We start from the raw sequence: 20,838 nt of genomic DNA on the forward strand, positions 1-20,838 counted from the left end.
AAGTTGTTTGGTTACCCTATCCTCATCCCTGGCGCCGCCGCTACCACCCCCCGAGCCCAAGGAGACAGATGGTCCCGAACACGACGCGGCGCTCGGCGGACCTGGACGGGTTCGTGCCTTTCCCGGCCGACCGGGCCGCGTCGTATCGCGCGGCGGGCTACTGGACGGGACGCGCCCTGGACACGATCCTCACCGACGCGGCGCGCCGCTGGCCGAACCGGACCGCGGTCGTCGACGCGGGGGCCGACGCCGGATACAGCTACGCGGAGCTCGACGAGCGGGTCAACCGCGCGGCAACCGGGCTGCGCGCGCTGGGCGTGGCGCCCGGCGACCGGGTCCTGCTCCAGCTGCCGAACGGCCGCGAATTCGCCGCGGCGCTGTTCGGACTGCTGCGGTCCGGCGCGATCCCGGTGATGTGCCTTCCCGCTCACCGGGCCGCCGAATTGGGCCACTTCGCCGCCGTCAGCGAGGCGACAGCCCTCGTGATACCCGATGCCGCAAGCGGTTTCGACTACCCGGCGATGGCGGGCGGGCTCGTCGATGCGCACCCGGCGCTCAAGCATGTGATCGTCGACGGCGACCCCGGAAAGTTCACGGGGTGGACGCAACTGTGCGAGCAAGGCAGCGCCCACTCGCCGCCGCCTTCCGACCCGGCAATGCCTGCGCTGCTGCTGGTTTCAGGCGGCACCACCGGCACCCCCAAGCTGATCCCCCGCACCCACGACGACTACGTGTTCAACGCGACGGCCAGCGCCGAGGTCTGCCGGCTGACGGCGGACGACGTCTATCTTTCGGTGCTGCCCGCGGGCCACAACTTCCCGCTGGCCTGTCCCGGCCTGCTGGGCGCGATGTCCGTCGGCGCCACGACGGTGTTCGACGCCGATCCCAGCCCGGAGGCCGCCTTTGCCGCCATCGCGCGCCACCGCGTGACCGTGACGGCCCTGGTGCCGGCGCTGGCCAAGCTGTGGGCCCAGGCCTGTGAGTGGGAGCCGGTAACTCCGAAGTCGTTGCGGCTCTTGCAGATTGGCGGAGCGAGGCTGGAGCCGACGGATGCCCGCCTGGTGCGCGCCACGCTGACGCCGGGCGTGCAGCAGGTGTTCGGGATGGCCGAGGGGCTGCTCTGCTACACCCGGCCGGACGATCCCCCGGAAGTCGTCGAGAACACCCAGGGCCGTCCGCTGTGTGCGGCCGACGAGTTGCGCATCGTCGACGCGGCCGGCCGGCCGGTGGCGCCCGGCGAGGAGGGCGAACTGCTGGTCCGCGGGCCGTACACGCTCAACGGCTACTTCCGCGCCGAACGCGACAACGAGCGCTGCTTCGATCCCGACGGCTTCTACCGCAGCGGTGATCTCGTCCGCCGCAGGGACGACGGCAACCTGGTGGTCACCGGCCGGATCAAGGACGTCATCTGCCGCGCCGGAGAGACAATTGCGGCGGCCGAACTCGAAGAACACATGCTGAGCCATCCCGCGATCCGTTCGGCCGCGGCGGTTGCGCTGCCCGACCCGTACCTGGGCGAAAAGATCTGCGCGGCGGTTGTTTTCGACCGGGTCCAGTTGACCCTCGCCGAGCTCAACGCCCACCTCGACGGGCGCGGCGTCGCCACCCACGCCCGGCCCGACGTGCTGGTCGCGCTGGCGGCGCTGCCCACGACGCCGATCGGCAAGATCGACAAGAAGGCGATCGTACGGTCAATCGACAACGGCTAGCGTCCGCTAAGTGTCAGCGTCCCTTCGGTTTTGAGGACCTTGTTGGCGGTGATCCGCTCGGTCTTGCGGGCCTCCCGCTCCAGGTAGCGCTGCTTGGATTCGTCGAATTTGTCGCCGGCCATCTCGAGTTCCTTGATCAGCACCCCGAGATCGTCGCGCATCCGGGCCGCCTCGCCGGTGAAGTCGTCACGCTCGAAGATGCGCCATTTCTTCAAGACCGGCATGACCACCTCGTCGAGATGGATGCGCGGGTCGTAGACGCCGCCGACCGCGATGATCACGGCCTTGCGCCGAAACTCCGGCACGGTAAACCCGGGCATCTTGAAGTTGCGCAGGATCCGATGCACCGAGCGCATCGCCTGGTTGGGCGCGATGTCCAGACCGGCGGCGCTGACGTCCCGGTAGAAGATCATGTGCAGGTTCTCGTCGTGCGACACCTGGGCCATCAGCTGTTCCGCGATGGTGTCGTTGGCGACTTTGCCCGTGTTGCGGTGGGCGACGCGGGTGGCCAACTCCTGAAACGACACATACATCACCGAGTCGAAGAGGCTGTCAGCGAACATGTAACCCTGGTGGTTCTGGCCGGGGCTGAACCCTCGAGTCATTTGCTCCAAGCGGAGCTTCTCCAGCTCGACCGGGTCGACCGCGCGGGTGACCACCAGGTAGTCGCGCAGCGCCGTGCTGTGCCTGTTCTCCTCGGCGGTCCAGCGGTTCACCCACTGTCCCCACGGGCCGTCCATGGTGAAGTTCATCGCGATCTCCCGGTGATATGACGGCAAATTGTCCTCAGTCAGCAGGTTTTGCACCATCGCGACCTGCGCCACGTCGGACAACCGGCTCTGCCCCGGCTCCCAGTCTTGGCCGTCCAGCGCGTAAAAGTTCTTGCCGTCCGACCACGGAACGTAGTCGTGCGGGTTCCACTCCTTGAACAGCGAGAGGTGGCGGTCGAGCAATTTTTCGACCACGGGTTCCAGCTCACGAAGTAGCTGCAAGTTGGTCAAGCCGTCGGACACGGAGCCCTCCCAGTTATGTGTGTCAATCAGTATCTGTGTCGTGTGGTTACACAAAGATGACACGCGGGAGGACCGGCCGACTAGGGACCAAAGTCCCCGGGCGACGGGATCGGCGACGGAAGGCCAGGCGCTATCGCCGGGGGATCAGGTACGGCGCGAGCGTGGACAGCTTTTCGCAGGTCTCCTCGAACTCGCGCTCGGGCTCCGATTCTTCGATGATGCCCGCGCCGGCGCGCAACCACGTCTTGCCGTCGCATTCGTAGGCAGCGCGCAGTGTCAGCGCCGCGTCCAGGCCGCCGTCCGCCGAAACCATCACCACGGCACCGGAGTAGAGGCCGCGCGGAACTTCGTCGAGGCGCAGGATGGCCTCGACGCCGGCCGCCTTCGGGATGCCGGAGGCCGTGACGGCCGGAAAGAGCGCCTCCAGCGCGTCCATGCGGTCCCTCGATGCGTCCAGGCGGGCGCTGACCGTCGAGCCGAGGTGCTGCACGCTCCCCCGCTCCCGCACGGTCATGAAGTCGCTGACGACCGAGGTCCCCGGCTCGGCGATCTCGGCCATCTCCTGTAGCGAGCTGCGTACCGAAATGGCATGCTCGACAATCTCTTTGGAGTTCGACTCCAATTCGTCGCGGGCCTGGCGATCATGCGCCGCACCACGACCGAGCGCGCGCGTCCCGGCCAGCGGCTCGGTCACCACCGTCCCGTCGTGCTGAACGGCTGCGACGAGTTCGGGGCTGTAACCCACGGCACGCATGCCGCCGAGCCGCAACAAGAAGGACCGCACCGGTGTGTTGTGCCGGCGGCCCAGCCGGTAGGTGGCCGGAAAGTCAAGCGGGAAAGGCACTTCGACGCAGCGCGACAGGATCACCTTGTGGTACTCGCCGTTGGCGATCTCGCGGACGGCCGCCGCCACTCGGGTGCGGTAGCCCGACGGGTCGTCGCTCAAGTCAACGGTGCGGGCGTCCGGCACGCCGGCGACGCCGTCGCTCAGCAAGCGGCGCACCGCCTCGGCGTGCGCGACGTCGGCACCGTGCAGGCCAACGCCCTGCTCGCTCACCACGATGCGGGTGCGGGGCCAAAACAGCCGCGCCAGCGGCGTTTGCGGTGCCAGCCGTTGCTGCAGCCCGTAGCGGTAGACGCCGAATTCGAAGGCGACCCAGCCGAACAGCTGGTCGGTTTCGAGCAGCAGCCGGTCGATGGCTTCGCCCAGCACGGGCCCGGGCCGTCCGGTCCATTGTTGCCGCCGGGTGGTGCCGTCGCGGATGACCCGCAGCTCGTCGCTGTCCAGCTCGACCATGGCCCGCACACCGGTGGCCAGGACCCATTGCCCGTTGCGCTCGTAGAGGAGGTACTCCTCGCCCGAGCGCTCGGGCAGCGCGGCGGCCAGCTGGGCGGCGAGGTCAGCCGGATCGATGCCGGGAACTAAGGGAATCAGCGGTGACGCGGAGCCGGCGGGATTCGTCTCGACGCTGAGCTCGGTCACGGTTAGTAAATGTAGCCTAACCTATGTAAGGCCGCGCAACCCCTCCCTTTGGCCGGCGCGGACCCGTCGGAACGGTCCTGCACGCCCGGCGAGACACCGCCACGCCCATGCACACAGTCAATCCCCAGAAAAGTCACAGAGGATTCACGTCCAGCGCGCTTTACCTATCCCTACCAGCACCGCTGTGACCTCCGGCTTTGGCGAAATCCGATATTGCGTCACGGCGATGTTAAACGCGGGTTTCCCGGGCGATTTCCGAGTGGCGGGCCCCCCACGGCGGGGCTAAATTCTTGCACGATCATCGGGATGTTCGTGATGGCCCGCGTGCGGACGGTGCTTTCCCTGATCATCGGATCACTGAAGAGAGGCACCAAATGCTGCAGGAGTTCTGGCACAACTTCACCCACAACCTGTTCAAGCCGCTGCTGCTGTTCTTCTACTTCGGCTTCCTGATCCCGATCCTCAAGGTGCGGTTCGAGTTCCCGTACGTGATCTATCAGGGCCTGACGATGTACCTGCTGCTGGCCATCGGATGGCACGGCGGTGAGGAGCTCGCCAAGATCAAGCCCGACGAGATCGGCACCATTACGGGCTTCTTGGTCCTGGGCTTCGTGTTGAACTTCGTGATCGGGGGGTTGGCCTACCTGCTCCTGGGGCGCATGAGTTCGATGCGACGAATCGACAAGGCCACGGTCGCCGGCTATTACGGGTCGGACTCCGCGGGAACGTTCGCCACCTGCGTGGCCGTGCTGACGGCCATCGGCATGGCGTTCAACGCCTACATGCCGGTCATGTTGGCCGTCATGGAGATTCCGGGCTGCCTGGTCGCCCTGTACCTGGTGGCGCGGCTGCGCCACCGCGGCCTGAGCGAAGCCGGTTACATGCCCGACGAGCCCGGCTACGTCGCACCGGTGAAGGTCGGGATCGGGCCCGGCACCGCGGCACGACCCCCGCACGGCCAGAGCCTCGCGGCCGAAAACGAGCGGGGAGTCGAGCAGGAGCTCGAGCTCTCGATGGAAAAGCTGGAGCACCCGAACTGGGAGCCCGATCAAACCCCGGCGCTGGGCAAGCCCAAGCGGATGCCGATCTTCTCGCGCGAGTTGTTGCAGGAGGTGTTCCTCAACCCTGGGCTCGTGCTTCTGATGGGCGGCATCCTCATCGGCCTCATCAGTGGGCTGCAGGGCCAGAAAGTCGTTGCGGACGACGACAAGTTCTTCGTGCTGGCATTCCAAGGCGTGCTGTGCCTTTTCCTGCTCGAGATGGGCATGACGGCGTCACGCAAGCTGAAGGACCTGCGATCGGCAGGCCTCGGTTTCATCTTCTTCGGGCTGCTTGCCCCGAACATCTTTGCCCCGCTTGGGATTTTGGTCGCGCACAGCTACGCCTACCTCACCCACACCGAGTTCAAGCCCGGAACCTACGTGCTGTTCGCCGTCCTGTGTGGCGCGGCCTCGTACATCGCCGTTCCGGCGGTGCAGCGCCTGGCAATCCCCGAGGCCAGCCCCACCCTGCCGCTGGCCGCATCGCTGGGTTTGACGTTCTCCTACAACGTCACCATCGGAATCCCGCTCTACATCGAGATCAACCGCCTGGTCGGGCACTGGTTCACGTAAAAGCCTGGACGAAGGCCAATGGCCCACAATGCCATTGGCCGCCGTCGCGTCCAACCCGCTGCGACGGGCGGGACTTTTGTGTCCCCCGGTTACGCGTTGTTAACGATTCGTAAAGACACCTTCACTCCGTTGACTCAAGTCCCGTGAGTCCCCAAGGTACTAATGATGTTCGTGGACTCCCCGGCGTTGGATGCTGCTTGCGGCACCGCCGTATTGACCGTCGGAGGCGCTAATGCTGCATGAGTTCTGGGATAACTTCACCCATAATCTCTTCAAGCCGCTACTGCTGTTCTTCTATTTCGGCTTCCTGATCCCGATCATGAAGGTGCGGTTCGAGTTTCCGTATGTGATCTATCAGGGTCTGACCATGTACCTGTTGGTGTCGATCGGCTGGCAGGGTGGCGAAGAGCTCGCCAAGATCCAGCCGGCCGACATCGACAACATCGCCGGCTTCGCGTTGATGGGCTTCGCATTGAACTTCGTCATCGGAGTTCTGGCGTACGTGGTGCTGAAATATACGACCCGCCTTCGCCAAGTCGACCGCGCGACGGTCGCCGGCTATTACGGATCGGATTCGGCCGGAACCTTCGCCACCTGCGTCGCCGTGCTGTCCGGCGTGGGCATCGCTTTCAACGCCTACATGCCAGTCCTGTTGGCCATCATGGAGATTCCGGGCTGCCTGGTGGCGCTGTATCTGGTGATGCGGCTGCGCCACCGGGGTCTCAACGAATCGGGCTACATGCCCGACGAGCCCGGCTACGTCGCGCCGGTCGCCGTCGGGGTCGGTCCCGGAACCGCCGCACGGCCCCTGCCCGGCGAGAGCCTCGACGACGAGGGCCAACGAGGCGTCGAGCAGGAACTGGAACTCTCGCTGGAAAAGCTGGAGCATCCGAACTGGGAGCCCGACGACAGCCCGGTCCGCGGGAAGGCCAAGCGAATGCCGATCTTCTCCCGTGAGCTGATGCAGGAGGTCTTCCTCAACCCGGGGCTCATTCTCCTGATCGGCGGCATCATCATCGGCTTCGTCAGCGCGCTGCAGGGGCAGAAGGTCGTTCACGACCAGAACGAACTCTTCGTCGCGGCGTTCCAGGGCGTGCTCTGTCTGTTCCTGCTCGAGATGGGCATGACGGCGTCCCGCAAGTTGCACGACCTCAAGCTCGCCGGCCGTGGCTTCATCGCCTTTGGCCTGCTGGCGCCCAACCTGTTTGCGGGGCTGGGGATCCTGGCCGCCTACAGCTACGCCGACCTCACCGACACCCACTTCCAGCCGGGCACCTACGTACTGTTCGCGGTACTGTGCGGCGCGGCGTCTTACATCACGGTCCCGGCGGTGCAACGGCTGGCGATCCCCGAGGCCAGCCCGACGCTGCCGCTCGCCGCCTCACTGGGATTGACGTTCTCCTACAACGTCACCATCGGGATCCCGCTCTACATCGAGTTCAATCGCCTAGTGGCACATTGGTTCCCGGGCGCCGCTTGACGGCTACCCCAGCAGCGTGCGCACCACCGCGTCGGCGAGCAGCCGGCCGCGCGGGGTGAGCACCAGGTTGTCGCCCTCGGATACCAGCAACCCGTCCGCGACGGAGGTTTCGGCGCGTTCGCGTTCGGCTGCGCCCAACCGATCCAGCGGAAGTCCTTGGCGCAAACGAGTTTTCAGCAGCACCTCCTCGGTGTGCAACGCGTCGCCGTCCAACTGCTCGAAGCCGGCCACCGGAAGTGCGCCGCCGGCCAGCTTCTCCGCGTAGGCGTTGGGGTGCTTGACATTCCACCACCGCGTCGCACCGACATACCCGTGGGCACCCGGTCCTGCGCCCCACCACTGGCCGCCGTCCCAGTAACCGAGGTTGTGCCGGCACTCACCGCCCGGTCGGCACCAGTTGGACACCTCGTACCAGGACATCCCCGCCGCGGAAAGCCGGGCATCGACCAATTCGTAGCGGTGCGCGAGCACGTCGTCGTCGGGGGCGGCGAGCTCCCCGCGCCGCACCCGCCGCGCCAGCGCGGTGCCCTCCTCCACCACCAGGGCATAGGCGGAGACGTGGTCGACGCCGGTGTCGATCGCGGTGTCGACGGAGCGCAGCAGGTCGTCGTCGGACTCTCCCGGCGTCCCGTAGATCAGGTCGAGGCTGACGTGTTCGAAGCCCTCGGCTAACGCCTCGCGGGCCGCGGCCGCCGAGCGGTTCGGGGTGTGGATCCGGTCGAGGACGCCGAGCACCCGCGGTGACACCGACTGCATGCCGAGCGACACCCGGGTGAACCCGGCGGCGCGAATGGCCGCGAAAAAGTCCGGCCACGCCGACTCCGGGTTGGCCTCGGTGGTGATCTCGGCGTCCGGCGCGACGGCGAAGTGCTCACGCACCATGTCCAGCAGCTTGGCCACGCGCGCGCCGCCCAGCAGCGAAGGGGTGCCCCCGCCGACGAACACCGTGCTGACGGTCGGTCCGTCCAGCCGGGCGGCCGCCAGCTGAAGCTCCGTTCCCAGTGCCTGCAGCCAGGCGTCCGGGTTGACGCCGCCCAGCTCGGCCGGGGTGTAGGTGTTGAAGTCGCAGTATCCGCAGCGGGTTATGCAGAACGGGACGTGGATGTACAACCCGAACGGCTGCCCGGGGTTCGGCCGCAGGGCGGGCAGGTCAACCGGGGCCTCGGCAATGGGCATGCCGAATTTTCCCACGACGAGAGCTCCCGCCGTCGAGCGAGACGGATCGACGCAGGTCAGGCCGGGTAAGGCCGGCTCGATCAGCAGGAGCTGATTCTCAGGCGATTCGCGGCTGCGTCTGCCCAAGCGCCCAGAGTCGCGCCCTACTTTGGGTCAGCGTGAGGAAAAATATGACCTGATAGCAAAGCTTGTCGCGGTCCGTGGCACAATGGCTGCCGTGACTGTCGCCAATCGGAGCCTGCGAATCGCCCTCGTGGCTCGGCGACACATCGATCTCAAGCGCGTATGCAGCTGTTGTTGTTGCTGTCTGCCTTGATGCCGTAGACCCGCCCCACCTGTACTCAGCTGGCTGCCGGATCTGCGCAGCCGAAATAAAAGCGGTGTGCTGCGCGTCCAAGCCTGCGATGTTCGCGAAGGAGACCCGATGACCACAGCCCGTCCGGCCAGGGCCCAAAACAAGGCCCGGAGTGAGGGTCAGTGGGCGCTGGGCGATCGCGAGCCGCTAAATCCCAACGAAGAGATGAAGCAGGCCGGCGCCCCGCTCGACGTGCGCGAACGCATCGAAAACGTGTACGCCAAGGACGGATTCGACAGCATCGAGAAGTCCGATCTGCGGGGCCGCTTCCGCTGGTGGGGCCTCTACACCCAGCGCGAGCAGGGGTATGACGGGTCATTCACCGGCGACGAGAACGCCGATTTGCTCGAGGCCAAGTACTTCATGATGCGGGTCCGCTGCGACGGCGGCGCGCTGTCCACCGCCGCCCTGCGCACGGTGGGCCAGATCTCGACCGAATTCGGCCGGGACACTGCCGACATCTCCGACCGGCAGAACGTGCAGATGCACTGGATCGAGGTGGAAAACGTCCCTGAGATCTGGCGGCGTCTGGCCGAGGTCGGCCTGCAGACCGCCGAGGCGTGCGGGGACTGCCCGCGCGTGATCCTGGGGTCGCCCCTGGCCGGCGAGTCCCTGGACGAGGTGCTCGACCCGAGCTGGGCGATCGACGAGATCGTGCGCCGCTACATCGGCAAGCCCGACTTCGCCGACCTGCCCCGCAAGTACAAGACCGCCATCTCCGGTCTGCAGGACGTCGTGCACGAGATCAACGACATCGCGTTCGTCGGTGTCAACCATCCCGAGCACGGTCCCGGCCTGGATCTATGGGTGGGCGGCGGCCTGTCGACGAACCCGATGCTGGCCCAGCGGGTCGGCGCCTGGGTTCCGCTGGACGAGGTGCCCGAGGTGTGGGCCGCGGTGACCTCGATCTTCCGGGACTACGGCTATCGGCGGCTGCGGGCCAAGGCCCGGCTGAAGTTCCTGATCAAAGACTGGGGCATCGAAAAGTTCAGGGAAGTTCTCGAGACCGAATACCTCAAGCGCCCGCTGATCGACGGCCCCGCCCCCGAGCCGGTCCCGCATCCGATCGATCACGTCGGAGTGCAGCGGCTCAAGAACGGGCTCAACGCCGTCGGGCTCGCCCCGATCGCCGGGCGCGTGTCGGGCACCATCCTCTCGGCGGTGGCCGACCTGGCCGAGCGGGCCGGTTCGGACCGCATCCGGTTCACCCCGTACCAGAAGCTGATCGTCCTCGACGTGCCCGACGAGAAGCTCGATGACCTGATCGCCGGCGCGGAGGCGCTGGGGCTTCAATCGCGCCCGTCGCGTTGGCGCCGAAATCTCATGGCGTGCACCGGGATCGAGTTCTGCAAGCTGTCGTTCGCCGAAACCCGTGGGCGCGCACAGGGTTTGGTGCCCGAGCTGGAGCGTCGGCTGGAGGACCTCAACGCCGCGCTGGACGTGCCGATCACGGTCAACATCAACGGTTGCCCGAACTCGTGCGCGCGGATTCAAGTCGCCGACATCGGGTTCAAGGGCCAGATGGTCGACGACGGCCACGGCGGCTCGGTCGAGGGGTTCCAGGTGCACCTGGGCGGCAGCCTCGGCCTGGACAGCGGCTTCGGCCGAAAACTGCGGCAGCACAAGGTCACCAGCGACGAGCTGGGCGACTACATCGAGCGAGTGGTACGCAACTTCATCAAGCACCGAAGCGACGGTGAACGATTCGCGCAGTGGGTCGTTCGCGCCGAGGAAGGCGACTTGCGATGATCTCAGAAACGACCAGGCCGACGGAAGCTCAACTGCGCGAGTTGGCTGCCCGCGGCGCCGCCGAACTCGAGGGCGCCAGCGCCACCGAGCTGCTGCGTTGGACCGATGAGAACTTCGGCGGAATCAACGGGCCGCGCGGCTGGGCGACGTGCAACTACGTCGTGGCGTCCAGCATGCAGGAGGCCGTGCTGATCGATCTGGCCGCCAAGGTGCGTCCGGGCGTGCCGGTGATGTTCCTGGACACCGGCTACCACTTCGTGGAGACCATCGGTACCCGGGACGCCATCGAATCCGTCTACGACATCCGGGTGGTCAACGTCACGCCCGAGCACACCGTGGCCGAGCAGGACAGGCTGATGGGCAAGGACCTGTTTGCGCGCGACCCGGGCGAGTGCTGCCGGCTGCGGAAGGTCGCCCCGTTGGGCAAGGCGTTGCGCGGCTACTCGGCGTGGGTGACCGGCCTGCGCCGCAGCGACGCACCGACGCGCGCCAACGCCCCGGTGATCAGCTTCGACGAGGGATACAAGCTGGTGAAGATCAACCCGCTGGCCACGTGGACCGACGACGACATGCAGAACTACATCGCCGAGAACGACGTGCTGGTCAATCCCCTTGTCTACGAAGGCTATCCGTCGATCGGTTGCGCCCCGTGCACGGCCAAGCCGATCGACGGGGCCGACCCGCGCAGCGGCCGCTGGCAGGGCCATGCCAAGACGGAATGCGGGCTGCACGCGTCGTGAGCACCCTCCTGCTCGTCGCGCACGGGAGCGAGGATCCACGGTCGGCGGCCAACGCGCGGGCCGTCGCCCGTCGGGTGGCGCGCACACGGCCCGGCCTGGACGTGCGGCTTGCCTTCTGCGAGCTGAACGCACCCAGCCTGGTCGACGTGCTGGGCGACTGCGACGACCCCGTCGTTACCCCGCTGTTGTTGGCGAACGCCTACCACGCCCGGGTCGACATTCCCCGCCAGATCGCCCGGTCCGGTGTCGATGCCGGCCAGGCCGGCGTGCTGGGCGAGGATCCGCGGCTGATCTCGGTGCTGCGGCAGCGGGTGACGGAGTTGGGCGTCTCCCGGGACGACGAGCGGGTCGGCGTGCTCGTGGCGGCGATCGGGTCGTCCGACCCCATGGCCAACGCGCGGACTCGCGGGGTGGCACCCCGTCTGCTGGCGGGCACGAGCTGGGCGGGGGCGACGACTGCCTTCGTGACCCATCCGGAACCGTCGCTGGCCGAGGCCGCAGGCCGATTGCGTCGGCAGGGCGCCCGACGGGTGGTCATCGCGCCGTGGTTCCTGGCGCCGGGTCGGCTGCCGGACCGGGTGGGCAGGTTCGCCGACTACGCCGGCGTCGAGTTGGCGGCCCCGCTGGGCGCGCACCCGGCGGTGGCCGAGACGGTGTTGGATCGCTTTGACCAGGCCCGCACGGCTCGGACGCGCCACGTCGCCGCCTGAGCCGCAGGGACCTAAACGTCGGTCAAACCGGACCCCTCACGAAGCCGAGTCATTAGCTCTGCAAGCTGCTGGTCGGTCAGCTCTGGGTTGAGTCGGCGGAGTATTGCTTCGATTTGCTCCATCCGCTCTTGCTTTTCGCGGTCGAGCAACCTGTGGTGCGTGTCGTCAGGTGTCACGACGACCTCCTCGTGTAGCGAGCCCCGGCCCCAAACGGCCTGGACAGACCCATCCACTCGATTCCGGACGCCCACGTCCCGCCGAATCGTCTGAACCACGATGACGCTACACCCGTCGGCCGGGCCGCACAGCAAATCGTGTTTTGCTGGCGGGCGGGAGCCCCCGAAACGTGACTTAAGCCGCCCGCTCGGGTCCCGTATGCTTCGTGCCTTGAACACCCGCTCGATCGGAGCTTTGCTGGCCACGCTTTTGGTGGTGCTGGCCGGGTGCGGCGACAGGCACGCGGCCACGCCCACCGCGGCGGGTCCGTGCGAGATCGTGCCCAACGGCACGCCCGTTCCGCAAAAGCCTTCGGCGCCTTCGGCTTCGGCGGGCACCGCGGCAAATCCCGAGAACGCGACCGGCTACCGCACGGACATGACCGTCGTGCGAACGGCTCACTACGCCGTGGCCACCGCCAACCCGCTGTCCACCCAGGCGGCATGCCGGGTGCTGCGCGACGGCGGCACCGCCGCCGACGCGATGGTGGCCGCCCAGGCGGTCCTGGGTTTGGTCGAACCGCAGTCGTCGGGCCTCGGCGGCGGTGGGTTCGCGCTCTATTACGACGCCCGCGCCGGTTCAGTTCAGGCCTACGACGGCCGCGAGGTCGCGCCGGCGGCGGCCGGCGAGAACTACCTGCGCTGGGTCAGCGACGCCGATCACGCCGCGCCCGTCCCCGACGCGCGAGCCTCCGGGCGGTCGATCGGGGTCCCGGGCATCCCGCGATTGCTCGAGCTCGTGCACAACGACCACGGCCACCTGCCCTGGCGCGATCTCTTCGCCCCCGCGACGGCATTGGCGGACAACGGATTCGACATCAGCCCCCGGCTGGCCGCCGCCATCCCCGACTCGGCGGCAGCACTGCGCGTCGACCCGCAGGCCCGCGCATATTTCCTCAACCCGGACGGCAGCCCCAAGGCGGCGGGCACGCGGCTCACGAACCCCGCATACTCAAAAACGTTGTCCGCCATCGCCTCCGCGGGTGCCAACGCCTTCTACACCGGCGACATCGCCCACGACATCGTCGCGGCTGCGGACGCCCCGTTGGGCCGCACGCCGAGCCTGATGACCGACGAGGACCTGGCGGGCTACGTCGCCAAGCGGCGCGACCCGCTGTGCATGACGTATCGGGGCCGGCAGATCTGCGGCATGCCCGCGCCGTCGTCGGGCGGCGTCGCGGTGGCCGCCACGCTGGGCATCCTCGAGCACTTCCCGATGGGCGACTACCCGCCCGCCCACGTCGACCTCAACGGCGGTCGCCCGAGCGTGATGGGCGTCCACCTCGTCTCCGAAGCCGAGCGGCTGGCCTACGCCGACCGTGACAAATACGTCGCGGACCCCGATTTCGTCGGGTTGCCCGGCGGTGCCCTCAGCGCGCTGATCGACCCGGGCTATCTGGCCGGACGCGCCGCGCTGATCTCAACGCAGCGCAGCATGGGCAGCGCCAGGCCCGGAGACTTCGGCGCGCCCACCGGCGTCGCACCGCCGGGGACGGAGCACGGCACCAGCCACGTCAGCATCATCGATTCGTACGGCAACGCAGCCGCGTTCACGACGACCGTCGAGTCGACGTTCGGTTCGTTCCACATGGTCGACGGGTTCGTCCTGAACAACCAGCTCACCGATTTCGCCGCCGACCCCCGCGCGGCCGACGGTTCGCCGGTGGCCAACCGCGTGCAGCCCGGCAAGCGGCCGCGAAGCTCGATGGCGCCGACGCTGGTCTTCGCCGCCTCGCCCATTGGGCAAGGCGCACGGGGTGCGTTGTACGCGGTGGCGGGGTCGCCGGGCGGTTCGACGATCATCCAGTTCGTCGTGAAAACGCTTGTGGCGATGCTTGATTGGGGCCTAAACCCGCAGCAGGCGGTGTCACTGGTCGACTTCGGTGCGCAGAACTCACCGCAAACGAACGTCGGCGGCGAGGATCCCGAGATCGACAGGTCCGACAACGGCGACCACGACCCGCTGGTGACTGGCCTGCGCGTGCTCGGACATCAGGTCAACCTGGCCGACCAGTCCAGCGGGCTTTCGGCGATCACCCGCAGCACCGGGCAGTGGGCCGGGGGCGCCGACCCGCGCCGCGAGGGTGCGGTGATGGGCGACAACGGATAACGCGGGTTCCCCCGCAACTCAGGCCGACGTCAGCGTGCTCTGATCCTCGTCCGCGTCGCCGGCCCGGCCGCGCGGAATCACATCGCTCGGCAGGGGCGGGACACGGGTGGCCCGCACGTACACGGTGTCGCCGTCGCGCAGGGCGAGGGCCTCGGCGTCGCCGCGGGTGATCTGGGCGGTGAACGGGCCGCCGGTGGCCGCGCTGGTCAACTCCACGCGCACCTCGAAACCCAGCGCCACGACGCGGTCGACGGTCGCGCGCACCACCCCGATGGATTCGGCGGTGGCGTCGGCGGTGGCCACCGCCATATCGGGCTTGCGGCCCACCCGGATGTCGTGCGGGCGCACCAGCGCGCCGTTCAGCTCGGACACCGCGCCCAAAAACGACATGACGAACGAACTCGCCGGGGAGTCATAGACGTCGGTGGGCGAGCCGACCTGCTCGATGCGGCCCTTGTTGAGCACCGCGATGCGATCGGCCACATCCAAGGCCTCCTGCTGATCGTGGGTGACCAGCACGGTGGTCACGTGCACCTCGTCATGCAGGCGGCGCAACCACGCCCGCAGATCCTCGCGCACCTTGGCATCCAGCGCCCCGAAGGGCTCGTCGAGCAACAACACCTGCGGGTCGACCGCCAGCGCGCGGGCCAGCGCCATGCGCTGGCGCTGACCCCCGGACAGCTGATTGGGATAGCGGGTCTGAAAACCGCTCAGCCCCACCACCTCCAGCAGGTTGTCGACCTTCTGCTTGATCTCGGCCTTGGGCCGCTTGCGGATCTTGAGCCCATAGGCCACGTTGTCGCGCACCGTCAGGTGCTTGAACGCCGCATAATGCTGAAACACAAACCCAATGCCGCGCCGCTGCGGCGGCACCCGCGTGACATCCCGGCCGTCGATCGTCACCGTGCCACTGTCGGGCTGATCCAGCCCCGCAATGGCCCGCAACAGCGTCGACTTACCCGAACCACTGGGCCCCAACAACGCCGTCAACGACCCCTTCGGCACCACGAAGTCCACATGATCCAACGCCACGAAATCGCCGTAGCGCTTGTAGGCGTCACGCACCGTGATCGCAGGGTCGCGGGGCTCGGTCGGATTGTCGGTCATCTGCGAGTCTCCTTGTCCGGCTTACTTGGTCGCTCGTGCCCGGCGGACGTCGAGAACCAGCTGGAAGATCAGGACCAGCACGGCCACACCCATCAGCAGCGTCGACAGCGCGTAGGCGCCGTACTCGGCCCCGCGGTTGTACCGGTCCGCGACAAGCAATGTCAGGGTTTGCGACTTGCCCGGCAGGTTAGACGACACGATGATCACCGCGCCGAACTCGCCGAGCGTGCGCGCGACGGTCAGCACGATGCCGTAGGTCAAACCCCACCGGATGGACGGCAGCGTGATCCGCCAGAACGTCTGCCACCAACTCGAACCCAGGGTGGCGGCCGCCTCCTCCTGATCGGTGCCCAACTCATGCAGCACCGGCTCCACTTCGCGCACCACGAACGGCAGCGTGACGAAGATGCTGGCCAGCACGATCCCCGGCAGCCCGAAAATGATCTTCAAGCCGAGGTTGTTTTCGACGAACCCGAAGGCACCGCCCGCCCCCCACAGCAGGATCAATGCCACGCCCACGATGACGGGCGAGACCGCGAACGGCAGGTCGATGACCGCCTGCAGCACGCCCTTGCCCCGAAACCGGTTGCGCGCCAGCACCAACGCGGTCGGAATCCCGAAAACGACGTTGAGCGGCACCACGATGGCCACCACCAGCAGCGTCAAATTCAGCGCCGATACCGCGGCCGGTGTGCTCACCCAGTCGAAGAACTGGCCGATCCCCGGGCGGAAGGTCCGCCACAGGATCAGCGACACCGGAACGACGAGCAACACGAAAAGGTATGTCAGCCCGAGGAATCGGATGAGGTAGCGAGACCTCGTCGACGACGCCGTCATTATGCCAACTCCTCACGTTTGGCCGCGCGCCCGCCCACGATGCGCAGGATGAACAGCACGGTAAACGAAATCGCAAGCAGCACGATGGATATCGCGGCGGCTCCGGTGCGGTCGTCGTTCTCGATCAGCGTCCGTATCCACTGGGAGGACACTTCGGTCTTGCCCGGCACCGCGCCGCCGATCAGCACCACCGAACCGAACTCGCCTATCGCTCGCGAGAACGCCAGGCCCGCACCGGATAACAGGGCCGGGGTCAGCGACGGCAACACGACCGACGTGAAGATCTTCGGACCGTTCGCGCCCAGCGAGGCCGCCGCCTCTTCGGTCTCCCGGTCGATCTCCAGAAGCACCGGCTGAACGGCCCGCACCACGAACGGCAGGGTGACGAAGGCCAGCGCCACCGCCACGCCCCAAGCGGTGTGCTGCAGGTGCAGCCCCACCGGGCTGTTGTTCCCGTACAACGCCAGCATCACCAGGCTGGCGACGATGGTCGGCAGCGCGAACGGCAGGTCGATGATGGCGTCGACCAGCCGTTTGCCGAAGAAGTCGTCGCGCACCAGCATCCAGGCGATCACCAGCCCGAACACCAGGTTGACGACCGTCACGCCGGCGGAGATGGTGAGCGTCACGCGGAACGACTCCAGCGCGGCGTTCGACGTAACGGCGAGCCAGAAGGCGTGCCAGCCGCCGCCGGCGGCCTGCCACGCGATGGCCCCCAGCGGCAGCAGCACGATCACCGACAGCCACAGCGTCGCGACGCCGACGCGTAACGATGTGGTGCCCGATCCGCGGGGTCGCCGGGCGACTCGGGCCGCGCGGGGGACGGGCGTCATGGTGGCGGTCATCCCGTCGCCTTCGTGTAGATCTTGGTGATGCTGCCCGTGCTCTTGTCGAACAGCTGCGGGTCCACCGTGGCCCAGCCGCCGAGTTGGGCGATCGTCCACAGCTTCGCCGGCGCGGGGAACTGGCTGCGGAAATCCGCCGCCACGGCGGGATCGACCGGCCGGAAGCCGGCCTGCGCCCAGACCTTCTGCGCCGCGGCGGTGTACTGAAAGTTCTTGAAAGCCACGGCGGCATCCAGGTGGGGGCTGGTGGTCACCACCGCCAACGGGTTCTCGATCTTGAACGTCTGCGGCGGATTGACGTGCTCGACCGGCTTGCCCGCACGTTCGGTCGCGATCGCCTCGTTCTCGTAGCTGATCAAGACGTCACCGCTGCCCTGGACGAAGACGTCGGTGGCTTCCCGTCCCGAACCGGGGCGCAGCTTGACGTGTTCGCTCACCAATTTATGGATGAAGTCGATGCCGGCCTGACCGTTGGTGCCGCCTTCGCTCTTGACGGCATACGGGGCAAGCAGATTCCACTTGGCCGATCCCGAACTCAGCGGGCTGGGCGTGATGACCTCAATGCCGTTCCGCAGCAGGTCATCCCAGTCCTTGATGTTCTTCGGATTTCCCTTGCGCACCACCAGCGTGACGACCGACCCGAACGGGATTCCCTTGGTGGCGTCGGTGTTCCAGTCCTTGGATACCTTGCCCGCCTTGACCAACCGGGTGACGTCGGGTTCGACCGAGAAGTTGACGAGATCGGCCGGCTTACCCTCGGCTACGCCGCGGGACTGGTCGCCGGAGGCGCCGTAGGAGGTGATCACCTGAATGCCCTTGCCCTCGTCGGAGGCGTTGAAGGCGGGGATCACGTTGCTCCACCCGGGTTCCGGGGCCGAATAGGCGACAAGGGTGAGACTCGTGCGCGCATTGCTGGGGCCGCTCCCGCCCACCACGTCGCTGGGGCCACCCTGACAAGCGGCGACGACACCGACGATCAGGGCGAGTATGGCGGCGCCCACAGCAGTCCGCCAACGTCGGGCACTGCCGATGTCGGTGAGCATTGGTGGCCTTTCGTTGCTGTTTCGGGCGGGACAACTGGTCTGGATCCCGTTGCAGCGGAAAGGCGATGAGCCTTCAGGAGAGTCGACGACCCCTAACCAAACCGCGCACGGGTTGGAGTCAACGACAACAGTGCACAAAGACAGCGCATTCCACCACGCCGGTTGCCATGTGCATGTCGCGAAGCCTAACAGGAATTCGCTGGGCCGCCACCGCGCACCCGATCGAGCGTCAGTGCGTCGCTAGCCATGTGACGATCACCAGCACCACGAGGGTGACCAGAATCAACGTCACGTGCGAGCGCGGCATGGGCGTTATCCGGGCGCCCCATCGGCGTGCCGAACACGGCGCATCAACTTGATGCCCTTTCCGAGCAGGCGGTCCAGCAGGCCCGCCGTGACGTAAGCCACCGCCAAAACAACGGGCATCACGATCATGGCTTGCAGCACGAACGCGAGCCCCGAGAGCCACAGCTCGTTGCCGTCCCACCAATTCAGGAACCCGCCCACCCGGCTCACCCTATTCGCCCCCGGCGCCCGCACCCAACCGACACCTAATGGAAACATTGGACGCCGGGCAGGTTGACAGTCGATGATGTCGGCATGGTTCTGCACGCCCAACCCGCCGACCAGCCGGCCGACGGTGCTCCCGCGGAGGCGCCCCTGCAAGCGTTCGACGCGCCTCCCGAGACGGCGCTGGCGGCGCCGATCGATTTCAGCGCGCCCGCCCCACTCGCGGCCAGCGCGTCGTTGCGGAACCCATTTCCGCCGATCGCCGACTACGCGTTCCTGTCCGACTGGGAGACGACGTGCCTGATCTCGCCCGCCGGGTCGGTCGAATGGCTGTGCGTGCCCCGACCCGACTCCCCGAGCGTGTTCGGCGCCATCCTGGACCGTAGCGCCGGCCACTTCCGGCTCGGCCCGTACGGCGTCTCGGTGCCCTCGGCGCGCCGCTACCTTCCGGGCAGCCTGATCATGGAGACCACCTGGCAGACCCACACCGGGTGGCTGATCGTGCGTGACGCGCTGGTGATGGGCCCGTGGCATGACATCGAGCGCCGCTCGCGGACGCATCGCCGCACCCCGATGGACTGGGACGCCGAGCACATCCTGCTGCGCACGGTGCGCTGCGTCAGCGGCACCGTCGAGCTGATGATGAGCTGCGAGCCGGCGTTCGACTACCACCGCGTCGGCGTCACCTGGGAGTACTCGGCCAACGCCTACGGCGAGGCCATCGCGCGCGCCAGCAAGCAGCCCGATGCGCACCCAACGCTGCGGCTGACCACCAACCTGCGCATCGGGCTGGAAGGCCGGGAAGCGCGGGCGCGCACCCGGATGAAAGAGGGCGATGACGTGTTCGTCGCCCTGAGCTGGACCAAGCACCCGGCGCCGCAGACCTACGAAGAGGCCGCCGACAAGATGTGGCAGACCACCGAGTGCTGGCGGCAGTGGATCAACATCGGCAACTTCCCCGACCACCCGTGGCGCGCCTACCTGCAGCGCAGCGCGCTGACGTTGAAGGGTCTGACGTATTCGCCCACGGGCGCGCTGCTGGCGGCCAGCACCACGTCGCTTCCCGAGACGCCGCACGGCGAGCGCAACTGGGATTACCGCTACGCCTGGGTCCGCGACTCGACGTTCGCGCTGTGGGGCCTCTACACGCTGGGACTCGACCGCGAGGCCGACGACTTCTTCGCGTTCATCGCCGACGTCTCCGGCGCCAACAGCAACGAGCGGCACCCGCTGCAGGTGATGTACGGCGTCGGCGGCGAGCGCAGCCTGGTCGAAGAGGAGCTGCACCACCTCTCCGGTTACGACCACGCCCGTCCGGTGCGGATCGGCAACGGCGCCTACGACCAGGTTCAGCACGACATCTGGGGCTCGATCCTGGACTCGTTCTACCTGCACGCCAAGTCTCGAGAGCAAATCCCGGAGACCCTGTGGCCGGTGCTCAAGAAGCAGGTGGAAGAGGCGATCAAGCATTGGCGCGAGCCCGACCGCGGCATCTGGGAGGTGCGCGGGGAGCCGCAGCATTTCACGTCGTCGAAGGTGATGTGCTGGGTGGCGCTCGACCGCGGGTCCAAGCTTGCCGAGCGGCAGGGCGAGAAGAGCTACGCCCAGCAGTGGCGGGCGATCGCCGAGGAGATCAAGAACGACATCCTCGAGCACGGGGTCGACTCGCGCGGCGTGTTCACCCAGCGCTACGGCAGCGACGCGCTGGACGCCTCGCTGCTGCTGGTCGTGCTGACCCGGTTCCTGCCGCCGGACGACCCGCGGGTGCGCAACACCGTGCTGGCCATCGCCAACGAGCTGACCGAGGAGGGCCTGGTGCTGCGCTACCGGGTCGAGGAGACCGACGACGGGCTGTCCGGCGAGGAGGGCACGTTCACGATCTGCTCGTTCTGGTTGGTCTCGGCGCTGGTCGAGATCGGCGAGGTGAGCCGCGCCAAGCGGCTCTGCGAGCGGCTGCTGGCCTACGCCAGCCCGCTGCACCTCTACGCCGAGGAGATCGAGCCGCGCACCGGACGGCACCTGGGCAACTTCCCGCAGGCGTTCACCCACCTGGCCCTGATCAACGCCGTCGTGCACGTCATCCGGGCCGAAGAGGAGGCCGACGGATCGGGCACGTTCCAGCCGGCCAACGCGCCGGTGTAGG

At 67.4% G+C, this 20,838-nt stretch carries 17 protein-coding genes; 8 read left to right on the top strand and 9 right to left on the bottom strand.

Annotation, left to right across the window (positions count from 1 at the left end):
- The first annotated feature begins 68 nt into the window (after window positions 1-68).
- Window positions 69-1,709: a (2,3-dihydroxybenzoyl)adenylate synthase gene (locus tag AC5Y4S_RS08525; protein ID WP_500032213.1), complete on the top strand. Its 1,641-nt coding sequence runs from the start codon at window positions 69-71 to the stop codon at window positions 1,707-1,709.
- Here the strand turns inward: AC5Y4S_RS08525 and AC5Y4S_RS08530 are convergent.
- Both AC5Y4S_RS08530 and AC5Y4S_RS08535 read right to left on the bottom strand, forming a co-directional pair.
- Window positions 1,706-2,722: an acyl-ACP desaturase gene (locus AC5Y4S_RS08530; RefSeq protein WP_500032214.1), complete on the bottom strand. Its 1,017-nt coding sequence runs from the start codon at window positions 2,720-2,722 to the stop codon at window positions 1,706-1,708. The genes AC5Y4S_RS08525 and AC5Y4S_RS08530 overlap by 4 nt on opposite strands.
- Before the next feature lie 130 nt (window positions 2,723-2,852).
- Window positions 2,853-4,205 (bottom strand): salicylate synthase, encoded by a 1,353-nt coding sequence (locus AC5Y4S_RS08535; protein ID WP_500032215.1) that lies wholly within the window; start codon window positions 4,203-4,205, stop codon window positions 2,853-2,855.
- Between the two features lie 374 nt (window positions 4,206-4,579).
- Between AC5Y4S_RS08535 and AC5Y4S_RS08540 the strand changes: the two genes are divergently transcribed.
- Window positions 4,580-5,818, top strand: coding sequence for a sodium-dependent bicarbonate transport family permease (locus AC5Y4S_RS08540; RefSeq protein ID WP_500032216.1), 1,239 nt, complete (start codon window positions 4,580-4,582; stop codon window positions 5,816-5,818).
- A gap of 232 nt (window positions 5,819-6,050) precedes the next feature.
- The gene (locus tag AC5Y4S_RS08545; RefSeq protein WP_500032217.1) at window positions 6,051-7,298 is read left to right on the top strand and encodes a sodium-dependent bicarbonate transport family permease; all 1,248 of its coding nucleotides are present in this window, start codon (window positions 6,051-6,053) and stop codon (window positions 7,296-7,298) included.
- A gap of 3 nt (window positions 7,299-7,301) precedes the next feature.
- On the opposite strand, the gene hemW is transcribed toward AC5Y4S_RS08545, so the two are convergent.
- Window positions 7,302-8,474, bottom strand: coding sequence for a radical SAM family heme chaperone HemW (gene hemW / locus AC5Y4S_RS08550; RefSeq protein ID WP_500032218.1), 1,173 nt, complete (start codon window positions 8,472-8,474; stop codon window positions 7,302-7,304).
- 424 nt (window positions 8,475-8,898) lie between these two features.
- On the opposite strand from hemW, the gene AC5Y4S_RS08555 reads away from it, so the two are divergent.
- Genes AC5Y4S_RS08555 through AC5Y4S_RS08565 form a run of 3 tightly spaced genes read left to right on the top strand, consistent with a single transcriptional unit; the run spans window position 8,899 to window position 12,028 of the window.
- Window positions 8,899-10,578, top strand: coding sequence for a nitrite/sulfite reductase (locus AC5Y4S_RS08555; protein ID WP_500032219.1), 1,680 nt, complete (start codon window positions 8,899-8,901; stop codon window positions 10,576-10,578).
- Window positions 10,575-11,318, top strand: coding sequence for a phosphoadenylyl-sulfate reductase (locus tag AC5Y4S_RS08560; RefSeq protein WP_500032220.1), 744 nt, complete (start codon window positions 10,575-10,577; stop codon window positions 11,316-11,318). The genes AC5Y4S_RS08555 and AC5Y4S_RS08560 overlap by 4 nt, the downstream gene beginning before the upstream one ends.
- Window positions 11,297-12,028: a sirohydrochlorin chelatase gene (locus AC5Y4S_RS08565; protein ID WP_500032221.1), complete on the top strand. Its 732-nt coding sequence runs from the start codon at window positions 11,297-11,299 to the stop codon at window positions 12,026-12,028. The genes AC5Y4S_RS08560 and AC5Y4S_RS08565 overlap by 22 nt, the downstream gene beginning before the upstream one ends.
- Before the next feature lie 11 nt (window positions 12,029-12,039).
- Here AC5Y4S_RS08565 and AC5Y4S_RS08570 read toward each other — a convergent pair whose 3' ends face one another.
- Window positions 12,040-12,204, bottom strand: coding sequence for a hypothetical protein (locus tag AC5Y4S_RS08570; protein WP_500032222.1), 165 nt, complete (start codon window positions 12,202-12,204; stop codon window positions 12,040-12,042).
- A gap of 199 nt (window positions 12,205-12,403) precedes the next feature.
- Here AC5Y4S_RS08570 and AC5Y4S_RS08575 point away from each other — a divergent pair, with 199 nt between their 5' ends.
- Window positions 12,404-14,353 (top strand): gamma-glutamyltransferase family protein, encoded by a 1,950-nt coding sequence (locus AC5Y4S_RS08575; protein ID WP_500032223.1) that lies wholly within the window; start codon window positions 12,404-12,406, stop codon window positions 14,351-14,353.
- Between the two features lie 18 nt (window positions 14,354-14,371).
- On the opposite strand, the gene AC5Y4S_RS08580 is transcribed toward AC5Y4S_RS08575, so the two are convergent.
- The 5 genes from AC5Y4S_RS08580 to AC5Y4S_RS08600 all read right to left on the bottom strand — a co-directional run bounded on the left by AC5Y4S_RS08580 (window position 14,372) and on the right by AC5Y4S_RS08600 (window position 18,692).
- Window positions 14,372-15,460 carry a sulfate/molybdate ABC transporter ATP-binding protein gene (locus tag AC5Y4S_RS08580; protein WP_500032224.1) on the bottom strand — a complete coding sequence of 363 codons (1,089 nt, stop codon included), beginning with the start codon at window positions 15,458-15,460 and terminating at the stop codon, window positions 14,372-14,374.
- A gap of 21 nt (window positions 15,461-15,481) precedes the next feature.
- Window positions 15,482-16,297, bottom strand: coding sequence for a sulfate ABC transporter permease subunit CysW (gene cysW, locus AC5Y4S_RS08585; protein WP_500032225.1), 816 nt, complete (start codon window positions 16,295-16,297; stop codon window positions 15,482-15,484).
- Window positions 16,297-17,142 (bottom strand): sulfate ABC transporter permease subunit CysT, encoded by an 846-nt coding sequence (gene cysT / locus AC5Y4S_RS08590; RefSeq protein WP_500032226.1) that lies wholly within the window; start codon window positions 17,140-17,142, stop codon window positions 16,297-16,299. Before cysT ends, cysW begins: the two co-directional genes overlap by 1 nt.
- Complete coding sequence (locus AC5Y4S_RS08595) at window positions 17,139-18,185, bottom strand: sulfate ABC transporter substrate-binding protein (protein WP_500032227.1); 1,047 nt, start codon at window positions 18,183-18,185, stop codon at window positions 17,139-17,141. Before AC5Y4S_RS08595 ends, cysT begins: the two co-directional genes overlap by 4 nt.
- Before the next feature lie 312 nt (window positions 18,186-18,497).
- Window positions 18,498-18,692, bottom strand: coding sequence for a hypothetical protein (locus tag AC5Y4S_RS08600; protein WP_068110359.1), 195 nt, complete (start codon window positions 18,690-18,692; stop codon window positions 18,498-18,500).
- 93 nt (window positions 18,693-18,785) lie between these two features.
- Here AC5Y4S_RS08600 and AC5Y4S_RS08605 point away from each other — a divergent pair, with 93 nt between their 5' ends.
- Entirely contained in the window at window positions 18,786-20,837 is a 2,052-nt protein-coding gene (locus AC5Y4S_RS08605) for a glycoside hydrolase family 15 protein (RefSeq protein WP_500032228.1), read from the top strand.
- Window position 20,838 lies beyond the last annotated feature (1 nt).

The sequence above is a fragment of the Mycobacterium sp. NGS64 genome (assembly GCF_059812245.1).

What these genes read in the sequence shown, in the direction of transcription:
- AC5Y4S_RS08525 (WP_500032213.1), top strand. Translation starts at nt 69, where the DNA reads ATGGTCCCGAACACGACGCGGCGCTCGGCGGACCTGGACGGGTTCGTG.
- AC5Y4S_RS08540 (WP_500032216.1), top strand. Translation starts at nt 4,580, where the DNA reads ATGCTGCAGGAGTTCTGGCACAACTTCACCCACAACCTGTTCAAGCCG.
- AC5Y4S_RS08545 (WP_500032217.1), top strand. Translation starts at nt 6,051, where the DNA reads ATGCTGCATGAGTTCTGGGATAACTTCACCCATAATCTCTTCAAGCCG.
- hemW (WP_500032218.1), bottom strand. Translation starts at nt 8,474, where the DNA reads ATGCCCATTGCCGAGGCCCCGGTTGACCTGCCCGCCCTGCGGCCGAAC.
- AC5Y4S_RS08555 (WP_500032219.1), top strand. Translation starts at nt 8,899, where the DNA reads ATGACCACAGCCCGTCCGGCCAGGGCCCAAAACAAGGCCCGGAGTGAG.
- AC5Y4S_RS08560 (WP_500032220.1), top strand. Translation starts at nt 10,575, where the DNA reads ATGATCTCAGAAACGACCAGGCCGACGGAAGCTCAACTGCGCGAGTTG.
- AC5Y4S_RS08565 (WP_500032221.1), top strand. Translation starts at nt 11,297, where the DNA reads ATGCGGGCTGCACGCGTCGTGAGCACCCTCCTGCTCGTCGCGCACGGG.
- AC5Y4S_RS08575 (WP_500032223.1), top strand. Translation starts at nt 12,404, where the DNA reads ATGCTTCGTGCCTTGAACACCCGCTCGATCGGAGCTTTGCTGGCCACG.
- AC5Y4S_RS08580 (WP_500032224.1), bottom strand. Translation starts at nt 15,460, where the DNA reads ATGACCGACAATCCGACCGAGCCCCGCGACCCTGCGATCACGGTGCGT.
- cysW (WP_500032225.1), bottom strand. Translation starts at nt 16,297, where the DNA reads ATGACGGCGTCGTCGACGAGGTCTCGCTACCTCATCCGATTCCTCGGG.
- cysT (WP_500032226.1), bottom strand. Translation starts at nt 17,142, where the DNA reads ATGACCGCCACCATGACGCCCGTCCCCCGCGCGGCCCGAGTCGCCCGG.
- AC5Y4S_RS08595 (WP_500032227.1), bottom strand. Translation starts at nt 18,185, where the DNA reads ATGCTCACCGACATCGGCAGTGCCCGACGTTGGCGGACTGCTGTGGGC.
- AC5Y4S_RS08605 (WP_500032228.1), top strand. Translation starts at nt 18,786, where the DNA reads ATGGTTCTGCACGCCCAACCCGCCGACCAGCCGGCCGACGGTGCTCCC.